At 61.6% G+C, this 21,898-nt stretch carries 21 protein-coding genes; 4 read left to right on the top strand and 17 right to left on the bottom strand.

What is annotated here, in order from left to right; all coding sequences use genetic code 11:
- Positions 1–24: 24 nt before the first annotated feature.
- From HJD22_RS10970 to fdhF, 5 genes are all read right to left on the bottom strand, one after another.
- Entirely contained in the window at positions 25–2,154 is a 2,130-nt protein-coding gene (locus HJD22_RS10970; protein WP_208655214.1) for a methyl-accepting chemotaxis protein, read from the bottom strand.
- A complete protein-coding gene (locus tag HJD22_RS10965; protein ID WP_208655215.1) occupies positions 2,144–4,033 on the bottom strand; it encodes a methyl-accepting chemotaxis protein in 1,890 nt (629 codons plus the stop codon). Before HJD22_RS10965 ends, HJD22_RS10970 begins: the two co-directional genes overlap by 11 nt.
- Before the next feature lie 193 nt (positions 4,034–4,226).
- Positions 4,227–4,655, bottom strand: coding sequence for a host attachment protein (locus HJD22_RS10960; RefSeq protein ID WP_208655216.1), 429 nt, complete (start codon positions 4,653–4,655; stop codon positions 4,227–4,229).
- A gap of 20 nt (positions 4,656–4,675) precedes the next feature.
- Positions 4,676–5,161 carry a DUF1641 domain-containing protein gene (locus HJD22_RS10955; RefSeq protein WP_208655217.1) on the bottom strand — a complete coding sequence of 162 codons (486 nt, stop codon included), beginning with the start codon at positions 5,159–5,161 and terminating at the stop codon, positions 4,676–4,678.
- Entirely contained in the window at positions 5,161–8,136 is a 2,976-nt protein-coding gene (fdhF, locus tag HJD22_RS10950; RefSeq protein ID WP_208655218.1) for a formate dehydrogenase subunit alpha, read from the bottom strand. Before fdhF ends, HJD22_RS10955 begins: the two co-directional genes overlap by 1 nt.
- 275 nt (positions 8,137–8,411) lie before the next feature.
- On the opposite strand from fdhF, the gene HJD22_RS10945 reads away from it, so the two are divergent.
- Complete coding sequence (locus tag HJD22_RS10945) at positions 8,412–8,897, top strand: hypothetical protein (protein WP_208655219.1); 486 nt, start codon at positions 8,412–8,414, stop codon at positions 8,895–8,897.
- 16 nt (positions 8,898–8,913) lie between these two features.
- Here the strand turns inward: HJD22_RS10945 and phnE (HJD22_RS10940) are convergent, their stop codons facing one another.
- The 11 genes from phnE (HJD22_RS10940) to hemE all read right to left on the bottom strand — a co-directional run bounded on the left by phnE (HJD22_RS10940) (position 8,914) and on the right by hemE (position 19,148).
- Positions 8,914–9,723, bottom strand: a complete 810-nt coding sequence (phnE, locus tag HJD22_RS10940) for a phosphonate ABC transporter, permease protein PhnE (protein WP_208655220.1) — start codon at positions 9,721–9,723, stop codon at positions 8,914–8,916.
- Positions 9,717–10,535: a phosphonate ABC transporter, permease protein PhnE gene (gene phnE / locus HJD22_RS10935; protein ID WP_208655221.1), complete on the bottom strand. Its 819-nt coding sequence runs from the start codon at positions 10,533–10,535 to the stop codon at positions 9,717–9,719. Before phnE (HJD22_RS10935) ends, phnE (HJD22_RS10940) begins: the two co-directional genes overlap by 7 nt.
- The gene (gene phnC / locus HJD22_RS10930) at positions 10,522–11,328 is read right to left on the bottom strand and encodes a phosphonate ABC transporter ATP-binding protein (protein WP_208655222.1); all 807 of its coding nucleotides are present in this window, start codon (positions 11,326–11,328) and stop codon (positions 10,522–10,524) included. Before phnC ends, phnE (HJD22_RS10935) begins: the two co-directional genes overlap by 14 nt.
- 55 nt (positions 11,329–11,383) lie before the next feature.
- Complete coding sequence (gene phnD, locus HJD22_RS10925) at positions 11,384–12,379, bottom strand: phosphate/phosphite/phosphonate ABC transporter substrate-binding protein (protein WP_208656841.1); 996 nt, start codon at positions 12,377–12,379, stop codon at positions 11,384–11,386.
- A 402-nt stretch (positions 12,380–12,781) separates the two neighbouring features.
- Positions 12,782–13,177: a Rid family detoxifying hydrolase gene (locus HJD22_RS10920; RefSeq protein WP_217267847.1), complete on the bottom strand. Its 396-nt coding sequence runs from the start codon at positions 13,175–13,177 to the stop codon at positions 12,782–12,784.
- A 12-nt stretch (positions 13,178–13,189) separates the two neighbouring features.
- The gene (locus tag HJD22_RS10915; protein WP_217267846.1) at positions 13,190–13,918 is read right to left on the bottom strand and encodes an amino acid ABC transporter ATP-binding protein; all 729 of its coding nucleotides are present in this window, start codon (positions 13,916–13,918) and stop codon (positions 13,190–13,192) included.
- 68 nt (positions 13,919–13,986) lie between these two features.
- Complete coding sequence (locus HJD22_RS10910) at positions 13,987–15,087, bottom strand: amino acid ABC transporter permease (RefSeq protein WP_208655225.1); 1,101 nt, start codon at positions 15,085–15,087, stop codon at positions 13,987–13,989.
- Between the two features lie 9 nt (positions 15,088–15,096).
- On the bottom strand, positions 15,097–16,287 hold the full coding sequence (locus HJD22_RS10905; protein ID WP_217267845.1) for an amino acid ABC transporter permease: 1,191 nt from the start codon (positions 16,285–16,287) through the stop codon (positions 15,097–15,099).
- Positions 16,288–16,402: 115 nt separating this feature from the next.
- Complete coding sequence (locus HJD22_RS10900) at positions 16,403–17,431, bottom strand: amino acid ABC transporter substrate-binding protein (RefSeq protein WP_208655226.1); 1,029 nt, start codon at positions 17,429–17,431, stop codon at positions 16,403–16,405.
- Between the two features lie 254 nt (positions 17,432–17,685).
- On the bottom strand, positions 17,686–18,060 hold the full coding sequence (locus HJD22_RS10895) for a VanZ family protein (protein ID WP_254280821.1): 375 nt from the start codon (positions 18,058–18,060) through the stop codon (positions 17,686–17,688).
- A gap of 20 nt (positions 18,061–18,080) precedes the next feature.
- Positions 18,081–19,148, bottom strand: coding sequence for a uroporphyrinogen decarboxylase (gene hemE / locus HJD22_RS10890; RefSeq protein WP_208655228.1), 1,068 nt, complete (start codon positions 19,146–19,148; stop codon positions 18,081–18,083).
- A 221-nt stretch (positions 19,149–19,369) separates the two neighbouring features.
- Here hemE and ribA point away from each other — a divergent pair, with 221 nt between their 5' ends.
- Positions 19,370–20,005: a GTP cyclohydrolase II gene (ribA, locus tag HJD22_RS10885; protein ID WP_208655229.1), complete on the top strand. Its 636-nt coding sequence runs from the start codon at positions 19,370–19,372 to the stop codon at positions 20,003–20,005.
- Between the two features lie 2 nt (positions 20,006–20,007).
- The gene (locus HJD22_RS10880; RefSeq protein ID WP_248730216.1) at positions 20,008–20,667 is read left to right on the top strand and encodes a hemolysin III family protein; all 660 of its coding nucleotides are present in this window, start codon (positions 20,008–20,010) and stop codon (positions 20,665–20,667) included.
- A 20-nt stretch (positions 20,668–20,687) separates the two neighbouring features.
- Here HJD22_RS10880 and HJD22_RS10875 read toward each other — a convergent pair whose 3' ends face one another.
- Positions 20,688–21,320: a glutathione S-transferase family protein gene (locus tag HJD22_RS10875; protein WP_208655231.1), complete on the bottom strand. Its 633-nt coding sequence runs from the start codon at positions 21,318–21,320 to the stop codon at positions 20,688–20,690.
- A 161-nt stretch (positions 21,321–21,481) separates the two neighbouring features.
- On the opposite strand from HJD22_RS10875, the gene HJD22_RS10870 reads away from it, so the two are divergent.
- Positions 21,482–21,820 (top strand): hypothetical protein, encoded by a 339-nt coding sequence (locus HJD22_RS10870; protein ID WP_208655232.1) that lies wholly within the window; start codon positions 21,482–21,484, stop codon positions 21,818–21,820.
- Positions 21,821–21,898 lie beyond the last annotated feature (78 nt).

Below are 21,898 nucleotides of genomic sequence, written 5' to 3'. Positions count from 1 at the left end.
CGCATGGCGGAGCGACGTCCCATGTCAGTGCAGTGCCAGCGGTGGCCTCTCGTTGTGTGAGGGGGGGTTCAGCTGAGGCGCGCCCGATGTCGCATTCCGCTCGGCAAGCGTGAAGCCCCCGATGACCTCGGCCAGCCGTAGCGACTGATCCTTGAGCTGCTCGGCCGCCACCGTTGACTCCTCCACCAAGGCCGCGTTCTGCTGCGTCAGTCGGTCCAGCTCGGCCACCGCCTGATTGACCTGGACTATGCCCTTGCTCTGCTCACCCGCCGCTGCGGTGATCTCGCCGAGCACGTCGGTCACGCGGGTCACGCTCTCGACGATCTCGTGCATGGTGAGACCGGCGGTGCGTACCAGCTCGGTGCCGGCGTTGACCTTGTGTCCCGAGGTCTCGATCAAGGTCTTGATCTCGCGAGCGGCGGAGGCCGAGCGACTGGCCAATTGACGCACCTCGCCGGCAACCACGGCGAAGCCACGGCCCTGCTCGCCGGCGCGTGCCGCCTCTACCGAGGCATTGAGCGCCAGCAGGTTGGTCTGGAAGGCGATACCGTCCATCACCGTGACGATCTCGGCAATCTGCCGCGAGGAGTCGGTGATGTCATCCATCGTCGTGACCACCCGGGCCACGACCTCGCCGCCCCGCGTGGCGACCTCGGAGGCCGAAAGCGAGAGCTGGTTGGCCTGGCTTGCCGACGCTGCGGTGTGCTCCACGGTACTGGTGATCTGCTCCATGGAGGCCGAGGTCTGCTGCAGGTTTGAGGCGGTATTCTCGGTACGCCTCGAGAGGTCCTGGCCGCCGAGCGCAATCTCGGTGGCCGCCATGCGCACCGACTCGCTGCTGTCACGCACATCGAGCAGTACCGCGTTGATCTTGTCGGCGAAGGCATTGAACTGGGCCGCCAGCGCCGCGCTCTCGTCACGCCCCTTGACCGGTAGGCGCTGGGTGAGATCGCCGCCGCCCGAGGCGATATCGCGCATCCGCTCGGCCAGGTGCCGGAGAGGCCGCGAAATGGTGCTGCCCACCAGCCACAGGGCCACCAACCCCAGTCCCGCCAGCGATAGGCCGACCACGGTCATGCCGGCCATGTCGGCGCGCTGCTGCTCATCCATGGTGTTCTGCAGTGCGGTCAGCTCCGCCAGCACGGCACTCTCCGGTAGTCGCACCATCAGCACCCAAGGGGTAGCGGTGTCGCCGATCGTGAAAGGCCAGTAGCGTTCGATCATGCCATCCTCCACCATGCCAAGCGTCACGTGCTGGCGCTGCGCCTCCTCGATGTGAGTCATGACCGCGCCACCGAACGCGTCGGCGGCAGGGCCGCCCAGCAGGCTGGGGTCGCGCGTGTAGGCGACCAAACCACCCTGGCCGGCAACCAGCGCCATTTCGCCGGCGCCGTCATAGAGTGACTGGTTGGCTTGGGTAAGCAGCTCCTGGATGAAGTCCAGCGACAGGTCGACGCCAGCGACACCAAGAAAGTTGCCATTCACCAGGATTGGAACGTTGAAGGAGGTGACCAGCAGCGTCTGGCCGGCGTAGTCATAGGGCGCCGGGTCGATGATGCAGGGGACCAGCGTCTCGCGGGGACAGAGGTAATACTCGCCTTCGCGAATCCCGCTGGGCTGGAGCGTCTCGCTCTCCATGGTATCGCCAAGCGGCAGTACCTCGATCGCCCCCTGCTCGGTGCGATACCACCACGGCATGAAGCGGCCGGTGTCGTCATAGCCTTCGCTTTCGAGACCGGCGAACAGCGCATCGTGCCCAAAGGCATTGGGCTCCCAGCCGATGAAGGCGTCGAGCAGCGATGGGTTTTCAGCAACGGTATTGCGCACCAGATTGGAGAGTTCACGCCGACTCAGCGACAATTGGCGTCTGCCGTTCTCGTCCCGCCCGCCCATCAGGGCATTGGTGTGGGCGAGTTGTGTTGCCAGCAGCAGCGCCTGGTCCAGTTCACGCTGGATTAGGCCCGCTTCGGCGGCGGCCAGAGCCGAGAGCCGCTCGTCGGCAGCCTCTTCGAGCAAGGCCTGAGTACGCGTACTTACCGTCTCCTGGGTACGCGCCGAGGCGAACAGCGAATAGAACACCAATGCGGCCACTACCGCCAGCAGGCAGGCGCCGGCCAGGATAACGACGAAGCTGCGGATCGATTTAAAACGCACTGGCAGGCTCCTTGGGCAATGATTCGACTCTTGGAACCGAGCCGCCGGGCAGTGCCAATGCCAAGTGTTCGGTGTGATGTTGCGACAGTGTGAAGGCCCCGACCGCCATGGCCAGCCGATCAGACTGCTCCTTGAGCTGCTCGGCCGCCGCCGTCGACTCCTCCACCAATGCCGCGTTCTGCTGGGTCATGCGATCGAGTTCGGAGATTGCCACGTTGACCTGACCAATGCCCTGGCTCTGCTCACTGGTCGCTGCCGTGATCTCGCCGAGCACGTCGGCTACCCGAGTGACACTCTCGACGATCTCGTCCATGGTGGTACCGGCGGTGCGTACCAGTTCGGCTCCTTCCTCGGTGCGCGACACCGAGGTTGCGATCAATGTTTTGATCTCGCGCGCGGCATCGGCACTGCGCCCGGCCAATTGCCGAACCTCACCGGCGACCACCGCAAAGCCACGTCCTTGCTCGCCGGCACGCGCCGCCTCCACCGAGGCATTGAGCGCCAGCAGGTTGGTCTGGAAGGCGATGCCATCCATCACTGTGACGATCTCGGCGATCTGCCGCGAGGAGGCACTGATCTCGCTCATGGTGTTGACCACCTGCGAGACCACTTCGCCGCCCCGCGAGGCGACCTGTGAGGCCGATTGGGAGAGTTGGTTGGCCTGGCGTGAGGACTCTGCCGTGTGCTCCACGGTGCTGGTGAGCTGCTCCATTGACGCCGAGGTCTGCTGCAGGCTGGAGGCCGTGTTCTCGGTGCGGCGCGATAGATCTTCGCCACCGAGGGCGATTTCGCTTGCCGCCACGCGTACCGACTCGCTACTGTCGCGGATGGTCATCAGCACACTTTCCATCTTGGCCACGAAGCGGTTGAAGGCATCGGCGATATGAGCCACTTCATCATGTCCTTCGTCGGGTAGGCGTTTTGTCAGATCACCGCTACCGCTGGCGATGTTCTCCATGGCATCGCGCACCACCTGCAGGCGGCGGAAGACGATCTTCAATACTGCCCCCAACATCAGGGAAGCACCCAGTACCACCAGCACCAGAATGATCGTTGAGGTTCCAAGCACTGCACGCAGCCCGGCGGTGGCCTCGCGTTCGTCCATTGCCACACCGAGCTCCCAGTCGCTACCGGCAATCGGGGTGACAGCAAGACGCTTGTCTCGCTGCCCAATCTCCAAGGCTCGCCAGCCCCCCTCATGCCCCAATTGTGCAATGACCTGTGGGGTCAGATCAGGACTCAGGCGGGTCACGGACTCAAGCGTCAGCTCGGCATCCGGGTGGGCGATCAATGTCTCACCGCCACGGCTCAGGAAAGCGAAACTTGAAGGCGTTGGTCGTATGGCCGCCACACCCGCGATAACGCTATCAATGACTACATCACCGCCAATCACCCCGATCAGCGTATTGCCACGCTTGACTGGGGTGGCGAAAGTCACCACAAGGCCGCCGGAACTGGCATCCACATAGGGGAGCGAGACGATGCTCTGGTCCTGCTGAGTGGCATCGAGGTACCAGCCACGTTCGCGTGGATCATAATCAGCGGGGGGCACCCAGCCATCAGAGGTGATCAATCTGCCGTCGGGCATACCCAGATAGGTCGACAGAAACCCTCCAGACTCGGCTAGCTGTACCAATGCCTCCACTGGCGAGTCGCCATCCATGGGAGTGCGGGCAGCCTCAATCATGTGAGTACGCGAAGATAGCCACTCGCTGATCGCCAGTGCATGCCCATGGGAAACGGAAACGAGCTGGCTTCCCACCTGCTCGTCGTTATGAGACTTTACGGTAAAATAGTTGCCCATACTGTTGATCAACAGGGCGAGTACAATCACTGCTACGGTGGTGATAAGAATACGAACGCGAAGGGAGGTCAGCATTGGAGTCTCGCAGCTAGGGAATCGTTATACCCCGGCTCTCGGTGAGCCGGCTTTATTCGTTTTATCGGCTAGCACGGGCCAGACTTTAACCAATGTCTAGTTTACAGCTCGGGGCGGCGCCCAAGACGACACATGAAAAAACCGGCATGTGTTGCACATGCCGGCGTGTCTATCGAAACAAGGCTTCTTTAAATCAGCGCAAGTCGCTGACCGCTTTCTGGATGTCGTCCAGGCTCGCCTTGGAGTGATCCTTGGCGAGCGTGTGGATGATCAATTTGCTTGTCGTGGCATCCAGCTTCTCCCGTAGAAGGCCTAGAAACTTAGGCGGCGCGACCAGAATCAGCTTGGAGAGCTTGTTCTCTACCCTGGCCTTGTAGATATGCTCGGCCAGCTCCTTGGCGAAGAGCTCGATGAAGCGCTTGGAGGCCGCATCCTCGTTACCCGCGGCTCGCGACGTGGTGGAGGTCGATTCGTGAACGTCGCCGCGATTGTCAGTAACGAGATCCCCTTCATGCATTCGCCCTTCGGCATGCACCAAACTCTCCTGCTCCTCCAGCTGCAGGGCGTCTCGAGTGAAGATACGTGCCCGTGCGGAATCTGCTACTACGATATAGGTCGTCATAATCGCTCCTTGTGCGCTGCCTAAGGACCTTCCGTCGGCTTGCCGGTGAAATCCGAGATCGGCTTGTCGACCTCCTTGTTGAGACCGGCTCCAAAGGCTTTCAACCCCTTGATCAATGGCGTCACTGCCTGCCAGAGCTCCTCGTCCTTGAGCATATGGTAGGCACCACTCACGCCAGGGGAATCGCCCTTCTCGTCCTGCTGGTGGTGCTCACCAATTTCACCCATGGCATCGCGCAGAGCAAAGACCACCTTGTAGAACTGGTTGGGCGGAATGGTCGAGAGCGCCATTGCCAGCGCCGAGAGATTCTGTATGGCGTTGAGAGTGCCCTCCTTGCTTAGTCCGTTGACCACTACCTTGGCGATCTGAGGATTGGCTACCACTACATCGTTGGCAAAGCGCAATACGCCATGCTCATGCATGCTCTGCAGCAGCCGCTCCAATTCATCGTGCGCATCCGGGCCGATCTTGGGCGGCGTAAAGTCCTGATAGATTCGTTCTGCCATCACATTTTCTCCGGACGAGATTGATGCTTGGGTGGCTCGGCATAATCCTGCTTCATCCACTTGACTTCGACGGGCACCCCCTCGCTCGGCGTGCGCCTCCCGAAGCGGAAATTGTGGGGCGGCAGTGGCGGCTCATGGCGCTCCCTGTCCAGCACCTCCAGCTTGACCGCAGTCTCCTTGTAGGCCGGAGTATGTACATCGGGGTCGTGGTGTTCACCAGTCAGCGCGTTGATGCCGATCTTGCCGTGGTGAATGGGCAGAAAGACCGTCTTGCCTCGTACACGATCGGTAATCACGGCGGGCATTTCCACACTGTCGCGGCGTGAGGTGACACGCAGCCAAGTCCCCTCCTCGATACCGCGTTCGGCGGCAAGCTCCGGGCTGACTTCAAGAAAGCCGTGGGGTGACTGATGCCAGATGCCGTCGGTACGCCCGCTCTGGTTGGTACCTTGGAAGTGTTCGAGCATGCGACCGTTGTCGAGCATCAGATCATATTCGTCGTCGGCATCCTCTTCGGGCGCCTGCCACTCGAGGGGAAAGAGCGTCGCCTTGCCATCCTCGGTGGGGAAGCCGTCGGTATAGAGTAGCGGCGTGTCGGTGCCATCCGCCGCCACCGGCCACAGCAGCGACTTCCACCCCTCCAGCCGTTCGTAGGTCACGCCGGCAAACAGCGGCGAGATACGGGCGCACTCCTCCATGATTTGCGAAGGGTGGGTGTAACCCCAGTCGTGGCCCATACGCGCCGCCACTTCGGTCAGGATCTCCCAGTCAGGACGACTATCGCCCAACGGTGGCATCACTTGATGGAAGCGCTGAATGCGCCGCTCGGTATTGACGAAGGTTCCCTCCTTCTCGACGCTTGGACAGGCCGGCAGCACCACATCGGCGAACTCGGCGGTACGGCTCAGGAACATGTCCTGCACCACCATGAAGTCGAGCTCCTCGAAGGCGGTGTGCACGTTATGCGAATCGGCGTCGGCAAAGGCGGTTTCCTCGCCGATGATGTACATCGCCTTGATCCTGTCCTCCTGAGCAGCCTGCACCATCAGGAAGTTGCCCATGCCCACCTCGTCGGAGAGCTGCTCGGGCGCCACCCCCCAACCCTCGGCCCAGCGCTTGCGCGCTTCCGCGTCGCTGACCTTCTCGTAGCCGGGATACATGTTGCGCAGGCAGCCAAAATCGCTCGCCCCCTGCACGTTATTGTGGCCACGCATCGGATAGCCCCCGGTGCCGGGCTTGCCATAGTTGCCGGTTACCAATAGCAGATTGGAGAGTGCCGTGCTGATGTCCGCTCCGTGGCTGTGCTGGGTGATGCCCATCGCCCACAGTAGGCTGACGCTCTTGGCACGTCCGATCATTTCCGCCGTGTCGATCAGCTCCTGTTTGGAGATACCGGTCATCTCCTCGGCGAATTCTAGGGTGAACGGCTCGATCGACTCGCGGTACTCCTCGACCTGATTGACGTGCTGCTCGAGAAACGGCCAGTCAGCCAGATCGTTGTCGAACATATAACGTGACAGGGCCGAGGCCCAGATCAGATCCGTACTTATCTTGGGACGCAGGAAGATATCGGCGCGCTCGGCCATTTCGTGCATACGTGGGTCGACGACGATCAGCTTGTGGCCATACCGCTTGCGCGCAGCCTTGATCTTCGAGGCGATGACGGGGTGATTCTCGGCGGTATTGCTACCCACGATGACGATCACCTCGGCCTTCTCGAGATCCTGTATGGTGCCGGCATCGCCGCCGTAGCCGACGGTACGGAACAGCCCCTTGGTGGCCGGGTTCTGGCAGTAGCGCGAGGAGTTGTCGACGTTGTTGGTACCGATGATCAGTCGCGAGATCTTCTGGGTCAGATAGGCCTCTTCGTTGCTCGCCTTGCTCGAGCCGATGAAGCCGACACTCTCTGGACCGTAGGTGTCGCAGGCATCCAACAGTCCCTTGGCGACTTTATCCAAAGCTTCATCCCAGCTCGCCTCGCGAAAGCGACCGTTCTCTCTGATCAAGGGCATGGTGAGGCGTTTTTCGCTGTTGACGAAATCCCAGGCGAACTTGCCCTTGACGCAGGTCGAAATGCCGTTGGCCGGTGCCTCGGCAACCGGTTGGACCTTGAGGATGTGCCGATCACGCGTCCACATCTCGAAGGCACAGCCCACCCCGCAGTAGGTGCACACTGTCTTGGTGCGCTTGATCTCCGGCTGACGCCAATACTTGTCGATATTGGAGAGGCCGGTGATCGGTGTCGCACCGATGGTCTCTTCCAGCCGCTTGACGATCTCGATCATCGGCCGCTTGAGTTCTTGCGGCATCGCGGTGAACGGGCCGGCATCGGGCTGCATGCTCTTTTCAAGCAACGCGTTGCAGGGGCAGACAGTGACGCAATGCCCACAATGCACGCAGCTCGAATTGTCGACCGAATGGCCGCCATCCCAAAGCACGCGGGGATTTTCCATCGAGTAGTCGATGGTCAGCGTCTCGTTGACCTCGACGTTCTGACACGCCTCCACGCAACGGCCGCATAGAATGCACTGGTCAGGGTCGTAGGTATAGAAGGGGCCGGACTCATCCTTTTCGTAGGGCTTGCGGCGAAACTTGTAACGCTGGATGGGCACATCCATCGCCGCCAGGGTTTCATGAAGGGTACAGTCACCAGTATTGTGCTCGCATACAGAGCAGTAGAGTTCGTGCTTGCCCAGCAGGCGGTCCATCCCCTCTTCCCGGGCCGCCCGGGCGCGCTGATCCTGGCTGGAAATTGTCAGGCCATCGGCGCTTGTCAGGGTACAGCCACGTTTCAGGGCACCATCCACTTCGACCCAACAGGTATCACAGGTTTCCAACGCGCCCAGTGATGGGTGGTAGCAGACATGGGGCAGGTCGATATCATTCGCTTCGAGAAATTCGATGAGTGGCCTGTCTGCTTTGCCTGTCAGGGGCTTCCCATCGTAGATGATTGTGCAATCCTTGGTATCGCTCATTGGACTCCTTTCCTCCTAGCGTTCGACTGTTATTATCGAACCTCTTTAATTTCTCGATCGAAGACCGGGAAACGCGTCCTGGCTCAGCGGGCGCCAACCCACCTCATCTTCAAACCGTAGTAAAAGCGTTGGAAGTTGTCTAAGTTGGCGGCAGGAAACGCTTTGCCATGTCGAGGCGCTACCGGAGCGCTGGAAACTGGTATGATTCGGGCAAAGGAAGTCTGGACGCGACCGAGTCGACATCCCAGGATGGCGGCTTCACTGGAGTAACATCGATGCGCACCCTGCTTTTGCTGCAACGCCCGCTATCGCGCCGCAGCGTAGTCTTCGTTCATGTCGCGGCTCAATTGAGCTGGCTACTGTGTGGCGGTGTCTGGCTGGCGTTCCACAGCCCCTGGCTCTCCACCGTGGCGTGGTCCGAGGCCTGGCCGGCGATGCTGCTCGGCGTCGGTGTGATGCTCCTGGTCATGTTGGGCACTCGTCTGTTGGCCGAACTGGTGATGCTTCCACACTATATGTCGGCCATGCGCCAGGGATTCGCCCCGAGTGCGGTAGTGACTCGCTCTTATGAGCGACGCCCGGCGGTACACGATACCAATGAATCCTGGACCAGTGCGGCGCGCTATCAAGAGGGTGACGATGCCGTGCTCGGCGAGGCCCGGGTCACTCAACCGGCTACCGTGGGCCGGCGTCGTTCCCAGGAGGAGCCCAAGGCGAAAGCCATCGACAAGGCCCCGGCCCGCAAGGAGCCTCGTCTATAACGCCTTTTGTTAGCTCTCATAGCGCCTTGCTGCGCAGCAGGCTGGTGATTGTCTCGCCAATCAATACCAGCACCACGATGGCAATCAGGATGGTTGCCACGGTGGGCCAGGCGAAAGTGTCGATCGAGCCCTGCAGGATTACCCCGATCCCGCCGGCACCGACCAGCCCCAGCACCGTGGATTCTCGGATATTGATGTCCCAGCGCAGAATGACGATGGCGAAAAACGCCGGCATCACCTGGGGCACGATGGCATAGGCGATCACCTTGAGCTTGGAGGCACCGGTGGCTTCCATCGCCTCCACCGGGCGGCGATCGATCTCCTCGATCGCCTCGCCCATCAGCTTGCCGATGAAGCCGATCGAACGGCACATGATCGCCAGAATGCCGGCCAGCACACCGGGGCCGAAGATCGCCACGAACAGCAGGGCCCAGATGATGGTGTTCACCGAACGGCTGGAGACCAGGATGAAGCGTCCAAGCCACAGGCAGGCACGGTTGGGGGTGGTATTCTGCGCCGCGATATAGGCAACCGGCAGTGCGATGAAGATGGTCAGCATGGTCGCAAGCGTGGCGATATGCACCGTCTCGATTAGCGCACTGACGATCCGCGCCAGGCCGGTGGGGTCTGGGGGCCACATGCGCGCGCCTAGCCCCGAGATCTGATTCGGCGCATCCCACACCCAGGGCCAGAAGATATCGATGTCTCGCACCGCCCAGACCATCAGCATCAGCGTCAGCAGCAAGACGGCGTAGCGAATCAGCCGCTCCCTGCGGTCGTAGCGCTGCCATACACGATCGGCCAAGGTGCCGGCATGATCTACCATATCTTCTTCCTCACCCAGCCGCTGATGCCTTCACTGACCAGGATCACCGCGATGATGATCAATAGGATGGCGAAGGCGAAGTCATAGTCGTAACGTCCGAAAGCATTCATCAGGGTGCCGCCGATACCGCCGGCCCCGACGATGCCCACCACGGCGGAGGCGCGCAGGTTGCTGTCGAGCTGATACATCGAGAGTCCCACCTGGCGCGGCAGGATCTGCGGGAACACCGCATAGAATAGTGTCGCCAGGTAGCCCGCCCCGGCGGCGCGCATCGCCTCCACCTGGCCCCAGTCGATCTCCTCGATCTCCTCGGCAAGCAGCTTGCCGACGAAGCCGATGGAGTAGAGCGTCAGGGTCAGAATTCCCGCCAGCGGCCCAAAGCCCACCGCGGCCACGAACAGGATCGCAACGATCACCGGATGGAAGCTGCGCGAGATGATGATCACCGCACGCCCCAGCAGGTAGATCGGCTTGGGGGCGATGTTCTTTGCCGCCATCACCGCGAAGGGGATCGACAGCAGCACACCGAGCAGGGTCGCCAGAATGGCAATCTGGAAGCTCTCCTTGAAACCGGTGAGCAGCAGGCCGCCACGTTCGAAGCTTGGCGGGAAGCCACCACCGAAAATGCGCGCGGCGCGCGGCAGCCCCTCGGCGATACGATCCCAGTTGAACGGCAGCGTCGCGAAGGCCCATACCAAGTAGACCACCACCACCAGCCACAGGCCGTAGCGCAGCACGGGGCTTGCGATGAAGGGGGGCTTGCGCCAGGTACGTGGCGGGGCTGCTGCCACACTGTCGTCAGACTTGGTCATGCACCACCCCTTGCGTAGACTGAAGCGCGGTCATGGAGAGCTCCTCCTCGGGTGCTTCGATCCCCCCGTAGATCGCCTCCAAGGCATCCTTGGTGAAATCGGCGGGGGCACCATCGAAGATCATCTTGCCGTGGCGCAGCCCGACGATGCGCTCGGTGTAGGTCTTGGCCTGGGCGACGTTATGAATGTTGATCAGCACCGGCAGCGACAGCTCGCTGGCCAAGCTCTGCAACAGGATCATGATCTGCTCGGAAGTGCGCGGATCGAGCGACGCGGTAGGCTCGTCGGCCAGCAGCACCTCCGGCTCCTGCATCAGTGCCCGCACCACACCGACCCGCTGGCGCTCGCCCCCCGACAGCTCATCGGCACGCTTGTTGGCGTAGTGGGCGATGCCGACACGCTCCATCAGCGCGAAGGCGCGCTCGATATCGGCCTGGGGATAGCGCCGCGAGAGCGCCTGATAGAGGCTGACATAGCCAAGCCGACCGGCCAGCACGTTCTCCATCACCGTCAGGCGATCGAGCAGGTTGAAGCCCTGAAAGACCATGCCGATCTTGCGCCGTGCCTTGCGCAGGGCACTGCCCTGCAGATTGACCAGCTCGGTACCGTTGAGCTTGATCGAGCCCGAGGTGGGCTCCACCAGCCGATTGATGCACCTGAGCATGGTGCTCTTGCCCGCCCCCGAGGCGCCAACGATGGAAATCACGCTATTGCCTTCCACCTTCAGGTCCAGCTCCTTGAGCACCGGCTCGTCATGACCGTAGCGCTTGACCAGTTTCGAGATTTCCAGCATTCCCCACCCCTCTTGAACGACCATCCATCATGACCGGCCTCACGGCAGGCCAGGCTTACTCCTGCTCCAGCCCTTCGCGCGTGTAGCGCACGTCGTTGGCCGCCTGGATGGTGCGGATCACCTCCCAGTGCTCCTGGTAGTTGATGGGGATGAACTTGTCGACGCCCTCGAACTCCTCGCCAAGCTCGGTGCCGGCGAAATCGAAGCTGAAAAAGGCCTCCTCGATCTTCTCGACCAGGTCCGGATGCAGGTTGTGCGCGTAGTTGTAGGACGTGGTGGGGAAGCGGTCCGATTCATAGATCAGCCGCACCTCCTCCTCGTCGTAGAGCCCTCGGGCGGCCATGCGCTCGACCACTTCGGAGGCCACTGGGGCGGCATCGTAGTCGCGGGCGACAACGCCCAGCATCGACTGGTCGTGGCTGCCCGAATAGACCACTTCGTAATCTTCGTCGGGGACGATACCCAGCTCGGGGAATAGGGCGCGAGGCGCCAGGTTGCCGGAGTTGGAGGTCGGCGAGGTGTGCGCCACCCGCTTGCCCTTGAGGTTCTCCATCTCCTCGATATCCGAGTCGACGTGGGTGAACACCTGGAGGGTATAGCCGAACTGGCCATTGTCGGAGCCCATCAGCGCGAAGGGCACCGCGCCTGCCAGGTTGACCGCAAAGGGCGTGGGCCCAGTGGAGAAGCCGGCGATATGCAGGCGTCCACTACGCATTGCCTCGACCTGGGCCGAGTTGGACTGCACGGCGAAGAAACGCACACGCCGCTCGGTCACCTCCTCGAGGTGATCGATAAAGGGTTGCCAGATATCCGAGTAGATGGCCGGATCCTCGACCGGGGTATAGGCAAATATCAGCGTATCGGGATTGGACCATTGGGATTCGTCTGCCGGACGGTCGGCGACCATGTCGCCATCCTCGTCGCAGAAGATCGTATCCAGATGGCCGCGCTCACACTCGGCATAGGCAGGCGACAGGGCAAGCAGCGAGAGCGGTAACAGGGCAGTCGCTGCCAGGGTTTTGATCACTGGCTTATTGGTTGAAACAGACATTTTCATGGCATGCCCCTTGGGGTTGTTCTTATACAAACTCGGGTTTTCGAAACTCAACATCAGGAGAAATAAATGATTGTTTTCGAAAATACCCCCAATCTAGGGTGTGTCACAAATATGTCAATTGCTTTCCCTGAACCCCATTGAGCCTCACGCGAGGTGCTGCATGAGCGTGATTACAGGGGAGCCAGACACGGCGCGGCATTGCCGCCAGTTGCCAATGAAAAGCGAACATTATCGAGCCGACTCGACTTGGACCAAAGTTGAACGCTCCGCCATGCAAAAATTTGCGTGAGGTCACGCAGACGGTACTTGTCCGTTACGAACGAGAGCGTAAAGAGACGCAAAGCGCCTTGGCCGTGACAGCCAGGCGCTCTGCAAGGGGGCCATCGGCAATACGGGTCAGGCCGTAGGCATTGTCGGTGGAATCCAGGCGATCATGTCCACTTCCACATCCGCCCCGCCGGCGAGCCCTGTCACGCCGATGCAGGTCCGGGTCGGTAGCGGCTGCGCGAAGTAACTGGCATAGACGGCGTTGACCTCATCGAAATGACCCATGTTGGTGATGAAGACCCGCGACTGAACCACATACTCGAAGGCACTGCCCACCTCCTCGAGAATGATCGCCAGATTCTGCATCACCCGGTGGGTCTGCTCGCTGAAGGTGCCCAGCAGCATCTCGTTGGTTTCGGGCACCGTGGGCATCTGCCCGGTGATGAAGACCAGATCCCCCACCCGGCAGGCATGCGAGAAGGGCGCGATGGGCTGCGGAGCCCGGGCAATGAACTGCTTGTCTATCATGTCGCTACCTCAGTGGCCGAGGATCTGGCTCAGGAAGAGCTGGGTACGCTCCGACTGCGGATTGTTGAAGAAGGGCTCCGGCGCGTTCTCCTCGATGATCTGCCCCTGGTCCATGAAGATCACCCGGTCGGCCACGGTCTTGGCGAAGCCCATCTCGTGGGTCACGCAGATCATGGTCATGCCCTCCCTGGCAAGTTCGACCATGACATCGAGCACCTCCTTGATCATCTCCGGGTCGAGCGCCGAGGTCGGCTCGTCGAACAGCATCACCTCGGGGTGCATGCATAGCGAGCGGGCGATCGCCACACGCTGCTGCTGACCACCGGAGAGCTGCCCGGGATACTTGCGTGCCTGTTCGGCGATACGCACACGCTCGAGATACTGCATGGCGCGTGCCTCGGCCTCGCGACGCGACTTCTTCTGTACCCACATCGGCGCCAGACAGCAGTTCTCGAGCACGGTCAGGTGGGGGAACAGATTGAAGTGCTGGAACACCATGCCCACGCGACGGCGAATCTGCTCGATACGCTTGACGTCCTGGGTGAGCGCCATGCCGCCGACCACGATCTCGCCCTGCTGATGCTCCTCGAGATGGTTGATGCAGCGTATCAGCGTCGACTTGCCCGACCCCGAAGGGCCGCACACGACAATCCGCTCGCCACGTCTGACGGTCAGGTCGATATCGCGCAGCACGTGGAAGTCGCCATACCACTTGTTGACGCCACGCATCTCGACCATGGGGGTGGCGTCGGCCTGGGGGGTTGCGGTTGCTTCATTCATGACTTTTTATCCTTAGACGCCGAGGCTCAACGTTTATGTCCGGTATGCAACTTGCGTTCGAGATACTGGCTGTAGCGCGACATGCTGAAACAGAAGATCCAGAAGATAAACGCTGCAAATATGTAGCCCTCCAGCGAGAACCCCAGCCAGCGGGAGTCGGCGAGCGCTGCCTGGACGATGCCCAGCAGGTCGAACAGGCCGATGATCATCACAAGGGTGGTGTCCTTGAACAGCGAGATGAAGGTGTTGACGATCCCGGGGATCATCATCTTCAGCGCCTGGGGCAACACGATCAATCCCGTACGCTTCCAATACCCCATGCCCAACGCTGCCGCGGCTTCCTCCTGTCCACGTGGGATGGCCTGCAGGCCGCCACGTATCACTTCCGCCATATAGGCGCTTTGGAACAGCGTGATACCCACCAGCGCGCGGATCAGCCGATCGACTCCCATGCCGGTGGGCATGAACAGCGGCAGCATCACCGAGGCCATGAACAGCACTGTGATTAGCGGAACACCGCGCCAGAATTCGATGAAGATCACACAGAAGCTCTTGACGATCGGCATCTTCGAACGCCGCCCCAGCGCCAGCAGGATGCCGATCGGCAGCGCACCGACCATGCCCACCACGGCCAGTATCAGGGTCAGCATCAACCCGCCCCAGCGATGCGTCTGGACCACCGGCAGGCCGAAGCTGCCGCCATAGAGCAGGAAGAAGGCGACCACCGGGAACACCAGCAGCGTGACCAGCACGACCCATCGCTTGTAAGGCAGGCGCGGAATCACCAGCCAGGCGATCAGTGCCGCGAAGAGGGCGAAGGTCAGGTTGACCCGCCAGATCTCGCTACGCGGATAGAGGCCGTAGATGAACTGGCTCAAACGTGCATTGATGAATACCCAGCAGGCCCCCTGGCGCGAGCAATCCTCCCGGCTGGTGCCAATCCAGTCGGCATTGATGAATGCCCATTGAATGATGGGTACCAGTATCAGATAGAGCAGGTAGAGGCCCAGCAGCGAGAAGAGAGTATTCACCGGGCCGCTGAACAGATTGGCCCGCAGCCAGGCGACCGGGCCAATGGTATGGGTCGGAGCCGGTCGCGCCTCGATCATTTTGTGTTGAATTGTCATGGCGCTCTCCTAGCGTTCCACCAGCGCCACGCGGGCGTTGAACCAGTTCATGAACATCGATACCAGCAGGCTGATGGTCAGGTAGACCGCCATGGTCATGGCGATGACCTCGATCGCCTGCCCGGTCTGGTTGAGCGTGGTACCGGCAAAGACCGAGACCAGGTCGGGGTAGCCGATCGCAGTGGCCAGTGAGGAGTTCTTGATCAGGTTGAGGTACTGGCTGGTCATCGGGGGGATGATCACGCGCATCGCCTGCGGCACCACCACCAGGCGCAGCACCAACCCCTGCGGCAGGCTCAGCGCCTGGGCCGCCTCGGTCTGACCGTGGGAGATCGCCTGGATACCGGAGCGTACGATCTCGGCAATGAACGAGGCCGTATAGATCGTCAGCGCCAACCACAGGGCCAGGAACTCGGGAATCACGGTGACACCGCCGCGAAAGTTGAAGCCGCGCAGTTCCGGCACTTCCCAGGTCACCGGCACCCCGGTTCCCAACAGTACCAGCAGCGGCAGACCAATGATCAGTCCCAGAGCGATCCAACCGGCGGGTAGCCGCTTGCCGGTCGCTTCCTGGCGGCGCTTGTTCCAGACGATCAGCACCACACTGGCCACGACTGCGATGCCCAGCGCCAGCGGAATCAGCCCGAAGCCGGACTCGAACAGCGGCTTGGGCAGAAAGAGGCCGCGCACGTTGAGGAACACCACCTCGCCCAGCGACAAGCTATCGCGTGGGCTCGGGACGGCACGCAGCACCGTGAAGTACCAGAAGAAGATCTGCAGCAGCAGCGGGATGTTACGGAAGATCTCGATATAGGCGTTGGCAAGCCTTGCAATCAACCAGTTGGGTGACAGCCGGGCAATCCCCACGATGAAGCCGACAATGGTCGCTGCCAGCACGCCAAGTCCACCGACCAGTAGGGTGTTGAGCAAGCCCACCACGAAGGTACGGCCATAGGTGCTTTGCGACGAGTAGTCGATCAGGGTCTGGCTGATGCCAAAGCCTGCGGTTCTGTCGAGAAAACCGAAGCCGGTGGTGATGCCGCGCGCGGCAAGGTTGTCCTGCGTATTGCCAACGATATAGAGCAGAAAAGCCACAACTGCCGCGATCAGCAGCAATTGAAACAGCAAAGCCCGCTTGGCGGGATCGCGCCATAGCGGGGGGTTGGGGCCGGTATGGGCCACCTTGGGTCGAGCAGGCATGGACATCGTCTCCGCCAGGAGTGGTGCTTGAGTCATGGGCTATCCGCCAGGCCGGGTGGCCTGGCGGAAGAGGCCGTACGTGCACCGGCGGGCGCCGGTGCATCAGGCGGGACGCTTAGCGTACCGGCGGGGCGTACTGGATGCCGCCATCCGTCCACAGAGCATTGATCCCGCGCTCGATTTGCAGCGGAGAATCCATACCCACGTTGCGGTCGTAGCTTTCGGCGTAATTGCCGACCTGGCTGACGATGTTATAGACCCAATCGGCGTCCAGACCCATGCCTTCGCCGTAGTTGCCATCCTGGCCCAGCAGGCGAGCGATATCGGGGTTCTCTGAATCGCGCATCTCGTCGGCGTTTTCACTGGTGATGCCGTACTCTTCGGCATTGAGCATGGCGAACAGCGACCACTTGACGATGTTCAGCCACTGATCGTCGCCCTGACGAACCACTGGACCCAGCGGCTCCTTGGAGATGACCTCCGGCAGCACCACGGCGCCATCGGGATTGTCGAGCTGAATGCGCAGGGCAGCCAGCTGGGAAGTGTCGGAGGTCAGCACGTCGCAACGGCCCGCCTGGAAACCGCCTACGGTCTGCTCGGAGGTATCGAAGACGATCGGGTCGAACTCCATGTCGTTGGCACGGAAGTAGTCGGCCAAGTTCAGCTCGGTGGTGGTGCCGGACTGGATGCAGATCGCCGCGCCGTCGAGCTCGCGCGCGCTGGAGATGCCCAGGTCGGTGGAGACCATGAAGCCTTGACCGTCGTAAAAGTTAACGCCGGTGAAGTTCAGACCCAGCGTGGTGTCGCGGGTGGTGGTCCAGGTGGTGTTGCGTGACAGCAAGTCGACTTCGCCAGACTGCAGGGCAGTGAAGCGCTCGACCGCGTTCAATGGCACATAGCGCACGGCTTCGGCATCGCCGAAGACCGCAGCGGCCACCGCACGGCAGACGTCAACGTCGATGCCCTGCCACTCGCCCTGGTCATCCGGCGCGGAGAAACCGGGCAGGCCGTCGCTGACGCCACACTGCACCGCTCCACGGCTGAGCGTATCTTGCAGAGTGGTGGCCGATGCACTGACGGAAGCACCGGCAGCCAGCACGGCGGCGGAAGTCAGCAGCATGAGCTTGTTATTCTTGTGTGACATGGAGAATCCCTCACGTAATAGTCATTAATTTGGACATGCGCCTGTATAAGCATGTGCCAAGACCATAGCAAAGAGTGTTCCAATAACGTGAGACGCTGGCGATAACTCTTATTCAACGCAGAAAAAGCAGGTAAAAGCGCGGTTCTGCCCAGACTTGACAAGGCCCGGCACTCTGGCCGGGCCTATTCGCGCCTCAAAACGGTGCAAACTCTGGTGCAACAAGACGTTAATAGTGCACCAAGGCAGCGACGGCGTTACTCGGTCTCATCTCCTCGGCCGAGAAAGCCGCGCCGAAACAAGTAGAGCACTGCTACGGCACTCGTCGCGCCTAGACTATTGGCGAAGATATCGAGCCAGTCACCACCACTACGGTCGGGCACCGGAATCTGCGCATACTCGATGGCAATGCCGTAGAGCACCACGAGCACCAGCGTCAGGCTAAGCCGCACTCCGGCAAGCCCGACCAGCCCGGCCAGGCCGGCATAGCCGACGAAGTGGTTGAACTTGTCCCACGGCAGATTGCTCGGCATGTCGCTGCCCGGGGTCAGGCTGCCCACGGCGATCGCCACGGCCGCGATCGCTGCCATGACCGTCCACAGGCGACGCCGGTCGTGCCAGTACGTCATCATTGTTCTTATCTGGGCCATGGTCATGCGCCCTGATGGTAGGCCGGACTCAGCTCATGCAAGGCGTCCATGAACGCGGTGACATGATCCGGATCGGTGAACTGGCTGATCCCGTGGCCCAGGTTGAAGACGTGGCCCGGCCCCGTTCCGTAGCTATCCAGCACTCGTGCCACTTCGGCACGGATCGCCGCCGGCTTGGCGAACAGCACGTTGGGGTCGAGATTGCCCTGCAGCGCGACCCGATGCCCGACCCGCTCGCGCGCGTCGGAGAGTTCCGTGGTCCAGTCGAGTCCCAGCGCATCGCTGCCGGCACCGGCGATATGCTCGAGCCACTGGCCGCCATTCTTGGTGAACAGGATAACGGGCACGCGACGCCCATCGTGCTCGCGGATCAATCCGGCAACGATCTGCTCCATGTAGCGCAGCGAGAACTCCAGATAGGCCGGGGTGGAGAGCACGCCGCCCCAGGTGTCGAAGATCTGTACCGCCTGGGCCCCGGCGCGAATCTGCGCGTTGAGGTAGTCAGTCACCGCCGTGGCCAGGAGGTCGAGCAGCTCGTGCATGGCGTCGGGGTTGCCGTAGAGCATCGACTTCACATGGCGGAAGTCCTTGCTCGAGGCGCCCTCTACCATGTAGGTGGCAAGCGTCCAGGGGCTGCCTGAGAAGCCGATCAGCGGCACCCGACCATTCAGCTCATGCCGAATGGTGCGCACCGCGTTCATCACGTAGTCGAGATCGCGCTCGGCATCCGGGGCCTTGAGCGCAGCCACGTCTTCGGCACTGCGCACCGGCTTGCGGAATTTCGGCCCCTCGCCGGTCTCGAAATAGAGCCCAAGGCCCATGGCATCGGGGATCGTCAGGATATCCGAGAAGAGAATGGCGGCGTCCAGCGGATAGCGCTCTAGTGGCTGCAGGGTGACCTCGCAGGCCAGTTCCTGATTGCGGCACAGGTCCATGAAGCTGCCGGCATCGGCGCGTGAGGCGCGGTATTCCGGCAGGTAGCGACCTGCCTGGCGCATCATCCATACCGGAGTGCGGTCCACCGGCTGACGGGCCAGGGCGCGCAGGAAGCGATCGTTCTTGAGAGACATGAGATAGACTCGGTGCTTGCGAATTTGTGCGCATTGTACCCAATGACGCCGCCGGCGGCTTGATTCGTGACAGTACTCCCCCCACCTATAGCCATTATTCATCACTACATTCGTCGCTTTCGGCGGCGTACTACCCTGCCGCCGTGAGCGGGGACGGCGAACCTGCTAGAATGGCCTCCTCAATTCGCCGGCCACGCCGTCGCTCAGCATCGAGGTTTTCCGTGACGATCCGATTCATCGCCGCCTCCCAACTGCCCACGCCATGGGCGACTTTCATCATGCATGGCTTCGAGGATGACGCCACCGGCAAGGATCATATCGCCCTGACACTTGGCGAGATCGACGACGGCGAGGCAGTGCTGGGACGTGTGCATTCGGAGTGCCTGACCGGCGATGCGCTGTTCTCGATGCGCTGCGACTGTGGCTACCAGCTGCAGGAGGCGCTCAAGCGCATCGCCGACGAGGGGCGCGGCGTGCTGCTGTATCTGCGTCAGGAAGGACGCGGCATCGGCCTGCTCAACAAGATCCGCGCCTACCACCTGCAGGACCAGGGGCTGGATACCGTCGAGGCCAACGAGCGCCTGGGGTTTGGTGCCGACCTCAGGCGTTACGATCTTTGCGTGCCGATGCTGGAACATCTGGGCGTGGCATCGCTCAAACTGATGACCAACAATCCACGCAAGGTGGATGCCCTGACCCGCGACGGAGTGACGATCGCCGAGCGGCTGCCGATCACCACCGGCCTCAACCCGCACAACGAGCACTATCTGGCCACCAAGGCCGGCAAGCTCGGCCATATGATGGCGCTCGGAGATTTCACCCAGGCGTCCGATGTGGATATCGAACGCAAGGAATGACCATGAACCAGCTTTCCCAAGAGTTCAGCCGTCTCGAGGAGTTGCTACACAGCATCAGCCACGGCGTGGGGGCCGCGCTCAGCCTGGCCGGCGTGGTAGTGCTGCTGGTGCTGGCCAGCCTGGCCGCCAATATCGATCCCTGGAAGCTCGTGGGGATCAGCCTCTACGGCGTGAGCCTGGTGCTGCTCTATACCGCCTCGACGCTTTACCACGGTGTCCGCCATCCGCGCCTCAAGCAGCTGTTCCAGATGCTTGACCACTGCGCCATCTACCTGCTGATCGCCGGCACCTACACCCCCTTCTTGCTGGTCAACATGCGCGGCCCCACCGGCTGGACGCTGTTCACCGCGGTGTGGGGCCTGGCGCTTGCCGGCATCGCCTGCAAGCTGCTCTGGCCACAGCGCTTTACGGTTTTCCGTGTAGTCATCTATCTGGTCATGGGCTGGATGATCGTACTGGCCAGCGGCGAGATGTCCGCGAGCCTGTCGAGTACCGGGATCGTGCTGCTCGCCGCTGGCGGCATCACCTACACGCTGGGCGTGGTGTTCTTCGCCATTCGCGCGATCCCCTACAACCATGTCATCTGGCACCTGTTCGTGCTCGCCGGCAGCGTTTGCCACTACTTCGCGGTCTACACCGCAGTACTGCCCTTCGAGGCGTAGACGAGTCCTGCGAACCCAGACTACTCGGCTTGCGGGGCGGCCTGCTTCTCGCGTGCCATGGCTCTGGCCAGGGCGGGGCGGGAGAGGCAGCGCTCGCGGTAGGCATCCAGCGCCGGCGGCAGGCGGTTCTTGAACCTGGCTCCCCAACTCAGGGTGTGGGCAACGAACAGGTCCGCCAGGGTGAACGTTTCTCCCACCAGCCACCCCGCGCCGTCGAAGCGCCGTTCGAGGGCTGCCAGAGCGCGCTGGAACTCCCAGGCCGCAGTGGGCAGTATCGCCGGTACGCGCCGCTCCTGAGGAAGGGCAAACTTATGCTTGCCCTGGGTCCAGAGCGGCTGCTCCAGTTCGCCAATCACGAAGCTCATCCACTGATCGACTGCGGCGCGTGCTTCGAGTGACTCCGGCAGGAGAGCACCCGGTTCACCATGGCGCTCGGCCAGGTAGCGGCAGATCGCCGACGACTCGAACAGCGTCCGATCGCCCTCCTCCAGCACCAGCACCTTGCCGTCAGGATGCCTTGCTAGGTGCACCTCCTCCTGACCTTCACCAGCTACCATGTCGATGTGTCGGCACTCGTAATCGAGCCCCAGCTCTTCCAGCGTCCAGGCCACCCGCAACGAGCGGGACGAGGGAAAGAAGTACAGGGTTATCATCGACAGATCTCCTGGCGCCATCATGTTGGATCGAACAACCGTATCACTGGCTGGTGCTCTCGATAAGACCTTCTACAGTGTAATAACGCATCCTGAAGCCGTACTGCTGGCCTGTTTTAGATGCGTCGCTTATTCGATTTCCGCAAATGGAGGTGCACGCCATGTTGAATAACGATCTTTATAATAAGCTCGCCGTTCTCGGTCTCTCTTTCGGATTGTTGGCAAGCCCCTTGGCTTTTGCCGATGACAACGATACCGACCGGGACGATCAGCAGATCGAGACCCAGGAAAACGAGTCCCAGGGTGCCGGCACCTTGGGTACCGAGACGGGCTCCGATACTGCCAGTGGCGGCAGCTCACAAGCGGGTGGAGCCGATGCCGGTGCGGGGAGTCCCACAGGCGGGGCCGAGCGCCGCGGCGGCGGCGATGCCGACGATATCGATTGGGACGACAACGGCGATGACGACGACAATTGGTTCGAGGAAGACGACAATACGTGATGTGATCTCAAAACCAACTATCCATTAACGACAGTTGATTGATCGATAAAAGAGGCCGCTTGCGACACTGGAGGCGGC

This window comes from Halomonas sp. TA22, from assembly GCF_013009075.1.
Lineage (GTDB): Bacteria > Pseudomonadota > Gammaproteobacteria > Pseudomonadales > Halomonadaceae > TA22.
This window is presented reverse-complemented; position numbering and strand designations above follow the sequence as displayed.

What these genes read in the sequence shown, in the direction of transcription:
- fdhF (WP_208655218.1), bottom strand. Translation starts at nt 8,136, where the DNA reads ATGAGCGATACCAAGGATTGCACAATCATCTACGATGGGAAGCCCCTG.
- HJD22_RS10900 (WP_208655226.1), bottom strand. Translation starts at nt 17,431, where the DNA reads ATGTCACACAAGAATAACAAGCTCATGCTGCTGACTTCCGCCGCCGTG.
- HJD22_RS10945 (WP_208655219.1), top strand. Translation starts at nt 8,412, where the DNA reads ATGCGCACCCTGCTTTTGCTGCAACGCCCGCTATCGCGCCGCAGCGTA.
- phnE (WP_208655220.1), bottom strand. Translation starts at nt 9,723, where the DNA reads ATGGTAGATCATGCCGGCACCTTGGCCGATCGTGTATGGCAGCGCTAC.
- HJD22_RS10910 (WP_208655225.1), bottom strand. Translation starts at nt 15,087, where the DNA reads ATGACAATTCAACACAAAATGATCGAGGCGCGACCGGCTCCGACCCAT.
- phnE (WP_208655221.1), bottom strand. Translation starts at nt 10,535, where the DNA reads ATGACCAAGTCTGACGACAGTGTGGCAGCAGCCCCGCCACGTACCTGG.
- HJD22_RS10870 (WP_208655232.1), top strand. Translation starts at nt 21,482, where the DNA reads ATGTTGAATAACGATCTTTATAATAAGCTCGCCGTTCTCGGTCTCTCT.
- HJD22_RS10960 (WP_208655216.1), bottom strand. Translation starts at nt 4,655, where the DNA reads ATGACGACCTATATCGTAGTAGCAGATTCCGCACGGGCACGTATCTTC.
- HJD22_RS10875 (WP_208655231.1), bottom strand. Translation starts at nt 21,320, where the DNA reads ATGATAACCCTGTACTTCTTTCCCTCGTCCCGCTCGTTGCGGGTGGCC.
- phnD (WP_208656841.1), bottom strand. Translation starts at nt 12,379, where the DNA reads ATGTCTGTTTCAACCAATAAGCCAGTGATCAAAACCCTGGCAGCGACT.
- HJD22_RS10915 (WP_217267846.1), bottom strand. Translation starts at nt 13,918, where the DNA reads ATGGTCGAGATGCGTGGCGTCAACAAGTGGTATGGCGACTTCCACGTG.
- HJD22_RS10880 (WP_248730216.1), top strand. Translation starts at nt 20,008, where the DNA reads ATGAACCAGCTTTCCCAAGAGTTCAGCCGTCTCGAGGAGTTGCTACAC.
- phnC (WP_208655222.1), bottom strand. Translation starts at nt 11,328, where the DNA reads ATGCTGGAAATCTCGAAACTGGTCAAGCGCTACGGTCATGACGAGCCG.
- HJD22_RS10965 (WP_208655215.1), bottom strand. Translation starts at nt 4,033, where the DNA reads ATGCTGACCTCCCTTCGCGTTCGTATTCTTATCACCACCGTAGCAGTG.
- HJD22_RS10905 (WP_217267845.1), bottom strand. Translation starts at nt 16,287, where the DNA reads ATGCCTGCTCGACCCAAGGTGGCCCATACCGGCCCCAACCCCCCGCTA.
- HJD22_RS10895 (WP_254280821.1), bottom strand. Translation starts at nt 18,060, where the DNA reads ATGATGACGTACTGGCACGACCGGCGTCGCCTGTGGACGGTCATGGCA.
- HJD22_RS10955 (WP_208655217.1), bottom strand. Translation starts at nt 5,161, where the DNA reads ATGGCAGAACGAATCTATCAGGACTTTACGCCGCCCAAGATCGGCCCG.
- hemE (WP_208655228.1), bottom strand. Translation starts at nt 19,148, where the DNA reads ATGTCTCTCAAGAACGATCGCTTCCTGCGCGCCCTGGCCCGTCAGCCG.